Origin of the sequence: Halobacterium bonnevillei (genome assembly GCF_009831555.1) — an archaeon.
GTDB classification, from domain to species: Archaea; Halobacteriota; Halobacteria; order Halobacteriales; family Halobacteriaceae; genus Halobacterium; species Halobacterium bonnevillei.
In genome coordinates this window covers 1-6,355 of record NZ_WUUU01000165.1, presented here as the reverse complement: position 1 = coordinate 6,355, position 6,355 = coordinate 1, and the positions used below count along the sequence as shown (strand labels likewise).

The 6,355-nt window shown below is 68.2% G+C and carries 6 protein-coding genes and 1 pseudogene; 3 read left to right on the top strand and 4 right to left on the bottom strand.

Annotation, left to right across the window (positions count from 1 at the left end; translation table 11 throughout):
- Positions 1–586, bottom strand: a pseudogene (locus tag GRX66_RS15265) (hypothetical protein); the annotation flags it as partial.
- Positions 587–789: 203 nt separating this feature from the next.
- Positions 790–1,257, bottom strand: coding sequence for a MaoC family dehydratase (locus GRX66_RS15260; protein ID WP_159527319.1), 468 nt, complete (start codon positions 1,255–1,257; stop codon positions 790–792).
- A 73-nt stretch (positions 1,258–1,330) separates the two neighbouring features.
- On the opposite strand from GRX66_RS15260, the gene GRX66_RS15255 reads away from it, so the two are divergent.
- Positions 1,331–2,185, top strand: coding sequence for an HpcH/HpaI aldolase/citrate lyase family protein (locus tag GRX66_RS15255; RefSeq protein ID WP_159527318.1), 855 nt, complete (start codon positions 1,331–1,333; stop codon positions 2,183–2,185).
- 70 nt (positions 2,186–2,255) lie between these two features.
- A complete protein-coding gene (locus GRX66_RS15250; protein ID WP_159527317.1) occupies positions 2,256–3,509 on the top strand; it encodes a Glu/Leu/Phe/Val family dehydrogenase in 1,254 nt (417 codons plus the stop codon).
- A gap of 459 nt (positions 3,510–3,968) precedes the next feature.
- Here the strand turns inward: GRX66_RS15250 and GRX66_RS15245 are convergent, their stop codons facing one another.
- Together GRX66_RS15245 and ribH are read right to left on the bottom strand one after the other, a co-directional pair.
- The gene (locus tag GRX66_RS15245; RefSeq protein ID WP_159527316.1) at positions 3,969–5,111 is read right to left on the bottom strand and encodes a pyridoxal phosphate-dependent aminotransferase; all 1,143 of its coding nucleotides are present in this window, start codon (positions 5,109–5,111) and stop codon (positions 3,969–3,971) included.
- Between the two features lies 1 nt (position 5,112).
- Entirely contained in the window at positions 5,113–5,514 is a 402-nt protein-coding gene (ribH, locus tag GRX66_RS15240; protein WP_159527315.1) for a 6,7-dimethyl-8-ribityllumazine synthase, read from the bottom strand.
- A gap of 158 nt (positions 5,515–5,672) precedes the next feature.
- On the opposite strand from ribH, the gene GRX66_RS15235 reads away from it, so the two are divergent.
- A partial coding sequence (locus GRX66_RS15235) for a flippase activity-associated protein Agl23 (RefSeq protein WP_159527314.1) occupies positions 5,673–6,355 on the top strand: 683 nt, incomplete at its 3' end.

The window sequence follows — 6,355 nt, the reverse complement described above, 5'->3', positions numbered from 1 at the left end:
GCTCGCGGACTGCGCGGTCGCCCTGCTGCTGGATGCGCGACCGCTCGCTCCGCGTGAGCGTCACGCTCTCGCCGGCCACGTCGACGGTCGGCGAGTCGAAGTCGCCATCGACGAGTGCGGAATGGACGCGCGTCGGCGCGGCGAGCACGTCGTCCAGTGCACCGAGCAGGTCGCTGGCGTCCGGGTGGAGTGCGTGGTCGGCGCGTCGGTGCACGTCATCGACGTACCGCTCGAAGCGGCCCGGAACGTGGGCGTCCGGGTCTGCCCCGCGGATTCGACGTTCCACGTCGTCGCGGAGCGCCAGCAGGCCGCCGTGGAGCGATTCGGCTCGGGTCCGGTCGCTGGCTCGCTGGTCGTCGCCGCGCTGGACGTTCGCGCGCAGGTCGGCGTACGTTCGGAGCCGGTGGTCGCGGGCGGACAGCGACTCGAACTCGGTGAGGACCTCGCCGAGTGGGCGGTCGGTGTCGAAGTCCGCGATATCGGATTCGAGCTCGTCGCAGGCGGCGCGCCAGTCCGCGCGCGATTCGAAGATTCGTGTCAGGTCGAAGCGGTGCGTCTCGGGAACGTCGTCGCGTGAGTCGTACATGCGAGTGGGGTGAGTGCGTGTGGTCGGCGAACGGCACGAGGAACAGACCGTCGGCCGGCCCAGCCGGGGAGCGGTCGCTGCGAGCAATCCGGGCGGGACGGCCGGCGACGACGCTAAACGAGCACACCGGAACGTCCACGCAGACCGAAAAAAGTGCTTCGCCGGTGTGGGAGGTCGTCACTCGGAGGTGTGGACGACGACGGTCACTCCCCAGCGTGTTCGCGCTTCAGCGACAGCACAGTCCGCTCGAACTCGCAGACGAGCGGTTCCTCGTCGCGGTTGACGGCGAACGCTTCGACGTGGAATGTGACGACGCCACGCTCGCCGTCGCTCGTCTCGCGTTTGTCCGTGACGGTGGACTGCACGCGGATGGTGTCGCCGTGGAAGACTGGCGCGGGGTGTTCGACGTCGTCGTAGGAGAGGTTCGCGACGATGGTGCCGTCCGTCGTCTCGGGGATGGTGATACCGACGGCGAGACTCATCGTGTAGAGGCCGTTGACGATGCGCTCGCCGAACTGGGTGTCGGCGGCGAACTCGGCGTCGAGGTGCAGCGGCTGCTGGTTCATCGTCATGTCGCAGAAGTCCTGGTTGTCGGACTCCGAGACGGTGCGGCGCTTGTCGTGCTCGATGGTTTCGCCGACCGCGAACTCCTCGTAGTAGCGTCCGGTCATGGGTACGGCGTCGTACGCTCGCGGCAAAACCGCTCCGGAAAAGTACAAGGTGCGCGCCGACGCCGACTACGACATGGCCAGACGGAGCGTGCTCTTCTCGCCCGGCGACCAGCCCAGTTTGCTGCGGAAAGCCCCCGGGACCGGCGCGGACGTCGTCGTGTTCGACCTCGAGGACGCGGTCGCGCCCGCCCGGAAGACGGAGGCGCGGACGGCCGTCCAGTCGGTGCTCGCGGACCCCTCGTTCGACCCGGACTGCGAGGTCTGCGTGCGCGTGAACCCAGTCGGCCTCGGCGCGGTCGACGACGTCCAGACGGTGCTGGCGGGCCAGAACCCGGACCTGGACGCGGTGATGTTGCCGAAGGCCGAGTCCGCCGAGGACGTCCGGACGCTCGGCCGCATGCTGGACGAGCGTGCGTTCGGCGTCCCGGTGCTCGCGCTCGTGGAGTCCGCCCGCGGCGTCCTGCACGCCGAGGAAATTGCGGACGCCGGACCGACGGACGCGCTCGCGTTCGGCGCGGAGGACCTCGCGGCGGACGTCGGCGCGACCAGGACCGACGACGGAACGGAAGTCCTGCACGCACGCGAGCACGTGGTGCTCGCCGCGGGCGCCGCGGACGTCGACGCCATCGACACCGTCTACACGGACATCGACGACACCGACGGTCTGCGCGCGGAGACGGAGTTCGCCGCCCAACTCGGCTACGACGGCAAGATGGCGATCCATCCCGGACAGGTCGACCCGATAAACGACGCGTTCACGCCCGCACCCGACGACGTCCAGTGGGCCGAGCGCATCCTCGACGCGAAGGCCGAAGCGGACGCCGAAGGCAAGGGCGTGTTCCGCGTGGACGGCGAGATGGTGGACGCGCCCCTCGTCGCGCAGGCCGAACGCATCGTGGCGCGCGCCGAGGCGGCTAAGGACGACTAGGTACCTTATATCACGTATTATGATAGTCAAGTCGTCACCCTTTTGCTGACCCCAGGAATCGGTCCAAACGATGACGGAGACTAACCCGTTCGAGAGCCTCCAGGAGCAACTCGACGACGCGAGCGAGTACCTCGACGTCCGCGGGGACGTTCTCGAGCGACTCAAACATCCCGAGCGCGTGCTCGAAACGACACTCTCGGTGGAGATGGACGACGGCACCATCGAGACGTTCAAGGCGTTCCGTTCGCAGTTCAACGGCGACCGCGGACCGTACAAGGGCGGCATCCGGTACCACCCGGGCGTCAGCCGCGACGAAGTGAAGGCGCTGTCCGGGTGGATGGTGTACAAGACGGCTGTCGTCGACGTCCCGTACGGCGGCGGGAAGGGCGGCATCGTCATCGACCCCAGCGAGTACAGCGAGGCCGAACTCGAACGCATCACGCGGGCGTTCGCGACGGAACTCCGCGTGTTCATCGGCGAGGACAAGGACATCCCGGCGCCCGACGTGAACACGGGCCAGCGGGAGATGAACTGGATCAAAGACACCTACGAGAAACTCGAGAACACCACGGCGCCCGGCGTCATCACCGGGAAAGCCCTCGAGAACGGCGGGAGCGAGGGGCGCGTCGAGGCGACCGGCCGCTCCACGATGTTCGCCGCCCGCGAGGTGTTCGACTACCTCGACCGCGACATGGAGGACGCCACCGTCGCCGTGCAGGGCTACGGGAACGCCGGCAGCGTCGCCGCGAAACTCATCGACGACCTCGGCGCGAACGTCGTCGCCGTCTCGGACTCCTCGGGCGCCATCTACAACCCGGACGGCTTCGACACGCGCGACGTCAAGGACTTCAAGCGAGAGACCGGCAGCGTGTCGGGCTACGACGGCGCCACCGAGGAGTTCACCAACGAGGAGCTCCTCACGATGGACGTCGACCTGCTCGTGCCCGCCGCGCTCGAGAACGCCATCGACGGTGACCTCGCACACGACGTCGAGGCCGACATCGTGGTCGAGGCGGCGAACGGCCCGCTCACGCCGGACGCCGACGACGTGCTCACCGAGAAGGACGTCCACGTCGTCCCGGACATCCTCGCGAACGCGGGCGGCGTCACCGTCTCGTACTTCGAGTGGGTGCAGAACCGCCAGCGCTTCCAGTGGACCGAGGAGCGCGTCAACGAGGAACTCGAGGCCATCATCACCGACGCGTTCGACGCGATGATCGACGCCTACGAGGCCAACGACCTCCCGAACCTCCGCACCGCCGCGTACGTCGTCGCCGTCCGTCGCGTCGTCGACTCCTACGAGGGCAGCGGCAGCTGGCCGTAGCAAGTCCGAGTTCGCACTGACCGCTCGCGCCCAGCGGTCTGCCCGGTTCGTCCCGTCGATCTCCGTTACAGTGTTTTCGCGTTCCGGACGTTGTGGTCGCCGCACTCCGGGCACACGACGTCCGACAGCGTCTCCGTCGTCGACTCGAACTGGTGGTGGCACGCCCGACACTCGTAGCGGAACGATTCTCTCTCGTCGTTCCCGACTGCGCCACTGAGTTTGTTAATTGGTCACATGGTTGGCGTATCGCACCGTGGCGCGATTAGTAGACACATTGCAAGCGTGACCGAGACGCGCGTGCGACGGTCCGAAACCGGACCCCACAATGCGCCCTCACAGCCTCGCTCCGTCCAGAAATCGGTAGTCGGCCAGCAGAGTCAGCTTCCGCCGCTATGGAGGAGCAGCTACCAGCCCACGAAAAATCCAGCTACCGCCGCGATAGAGGAGCAGCCGCCGTCGTTACAGGTATCCTTCGGCCGCGAGCCGGTCCACCGCTTCCTGCAGGCGTTCCTTGCTCGCGGCGTACGAGATGCGCGCGTACCCGGGAGTGCCGAACGCCGACCCGGGGACGGTCGCGACGTGGGCGTCCTTGAGCGCGTCCTGGCACCACGTCTGGTCGTCCTCGTCGACCGGGAGCATCGCGTAGAACGCGCCATCGGGCTCCGGCAGGTCCTTTCCGTAGTCGTCGAACAGGTCCAGGAGGAACTCGCGGCGCTCCTCGAAGGCATCGACCATCTCCTCGACGGCGTCGTCGGTGTTCCGGATGGCTTCGACGCCCGCGTGCTGGACGAAGTTCGTCGCCGACGACACCGAGTGCGAGTGCACCTTGCCGGCCTGGCTGACGAGGTCCTCGGGGCCCGCGAGGTAGCCGAGGCGCCACCCGGTCATCGCGTACGCTTTCGAGAATCCGTTGATGGTGACGGTGCGCTCGAACATGCCGTCGAGGCCGGCGAGGCTCACGTGCTCGGGGCCGTAGTTGATGTGCTGGTAGATCTCGTCCGAGATGACGGTGACGTCGTGCTCGACGGCGAGGTCGCGGACGCCCTCCATTGCGGCCCGCGAGTAGACGGCGCCCGTCGGGTTGCTCGGGGAGTTCACGACCAGCAGCTCGGTGTCGTCGGACACCGCCGCAGCGAGGTCGTCGAGGGCGGGTTCCAGCTGGAAGTCGTACGGCGACAGGTCCACGCGGTTCAGGTCGCCGCCCGCGATCTTCGCTTGCGCCTCGTAGGACACCCACGCGGGGTCGAGGAGCACGACTTCGTCGCCCTCGTCGACGAGCGTCTGGAACGTCTCGAACAGCGCCTGCTTCGCGCCCGGCGTGACGATGACGTTGCCCGCCTCGTAGTCGAGGCCGTCCCCCTGCAGCTTCTCGGCGATTGCGCCCCGGAGCTCCGGGATGCCGTTCGAGGGCGTGTAGCCCGTGTGGCCCGCGTCCATCGCGTCCTTGCCGGCCGCTTTGACGTTCTTCGGGGTGTCGAAGTCGGGTTCGCCGACCGAGAGGTCGACGACGTCCTTGCCTTCGGCTTCCAGTTCGCTCGCGAGGTTGCTGACCGCGAGGGTCGCGCTCGGTTCGACTCGGTGTACTCTGTCGGTGAAGTCCATCTTAGAGTTCCTCCGCGAGGTGAATCGCGCTGTCGACTGCCTCCGCGCCCTTCTCGACGCGCTCCCGTGCTTCCGCGCCCGACATCCCGGGGCCGGACACGCCGAAGGTCACTGGCGTGTCGCGGTCGAGGCTGACCGCGGAGAGCTTCTGGGCGGTCGCGTGCCCGATGACGCTGTCGTGGTCCGTGTCGCCGGTGACGATCGCGCCGACTACCGCGACGGCCTCGACGTCGCCGCGGCGCGCGAGCCGATCCGCCGCCAGCGGCGCGTCGTACACGCCCGGGATGCGGACGACGTCGACGACGTCTGCGCCAGCGTCGTCGGCCGTCTCGACGGCGGCCGACTCCATCTGTTCGGTGACGCTGCGGTTGAACTCCGCAACGACGAGGCCGAGACTGACCATGTCCGAACCGTCGCCCGGGTCGGATAAAGGCCTACCGTTCCGCACAGTTTCCGCAGCGCTGTGGGCGGCCATCGGGGGCCGAAACGCCGCGGCGACGGCGCGCCCCGGAGTCAGACACGGAAAGTTTGTATGCACCCCGTTCCGTACAGCGAACAAACATGGCCGCCGCCCCCGGACGTCGCCGCGTCTCCGCCGTCGCTTTCGCCGTCGCCGCCGCGGTGCTCGCCGCGCTCGCCCTCCGCGTCGTCCTCCTCGGCGACCGCATCTTCCACTGGGACGAAGCCCGCGTCGGGTACTGGATACTCCAGTATCAGGCGACCGGCGAGTGGGAGTACCGCGCTATCGTCCACGGCCCGTTCCTCTTCCACGTCAACGAGTTCCTATTCGGCGCGTTCGGGAGGAGCAGCGCGGTCGCGCGCGTTCCTGTCGCCGTCGTCGGTGCGCTGCTCCCGGCGACTGCGTGGCTGTTCCGGACGCGACTCGACGACGTGGAGGTCGTCTCGCTGGCGGCGCTGCTCGCGGTCAACCCCGTGCTGGTGTACTACTCTCGGTTCATGCGCAACGACGTGCTGGTCGCGGCGTTCAGTCTCGCAGCGCTCGGGCTGGCGGTGCGCGCGTTGGACACGCGACGCGGCGGCTATTTGGTCGCTGCGGGCGCGTTCCTGGGACTGGCGTTCACGACGAAGGAGAACGCCCTCGTCTACGTCGGGATGTTCGTCGGCGCGACCGCGCTGTTGCTGGACGAACGCCTGTTCACCGCGCGGGAGCGCGCGTCGAACTGGTCGAGTACGCTGCACGGCGAACTCCGCCGGACGGCTCGCGGGGTCGTGGCCTGGCGACG

Excerpts from the sequence above, each read along its gene's own strand:
- GRX66_RS15260 (WP_159527319.1), bottom strand. The coding sequence starts at position 1,257 with ATGACCGGACGCTACTACGAGGAGTTCGCGGTCGGCGAAACCATCGAG.
- GRX66_RS15255 (WP_159527318.1), top strand. The coding sequence starts at position 1,331 with ATGGCCAGACGGAGCGTGCTCTTCTCGCCCGGCGACCAGCCCAGTTTG.
- GRX66_RS15250 (WP_159527317.1), top strand. The coding sequence starts at position 2,256 with ATGACGGAGACTAACCCGTTCGAGAGCCTCCAGGAGCAACTCGACGAC.
- GRX66_RS15245 (WP_159527316.1), bottom strand. The coding sequence starts at position 5,111 with ATGGACTTCACCGACAGAGTACACCGAGTCGAACCGAGCGCGACCCTC.
- ribH (WP_159527315.1), bottom strand. The coding sequence starts at position 5,514 with ATGGTCAGTCTCGGCCTCGTCGTTGCGGAGTTCAACCGCAGCGTCACC.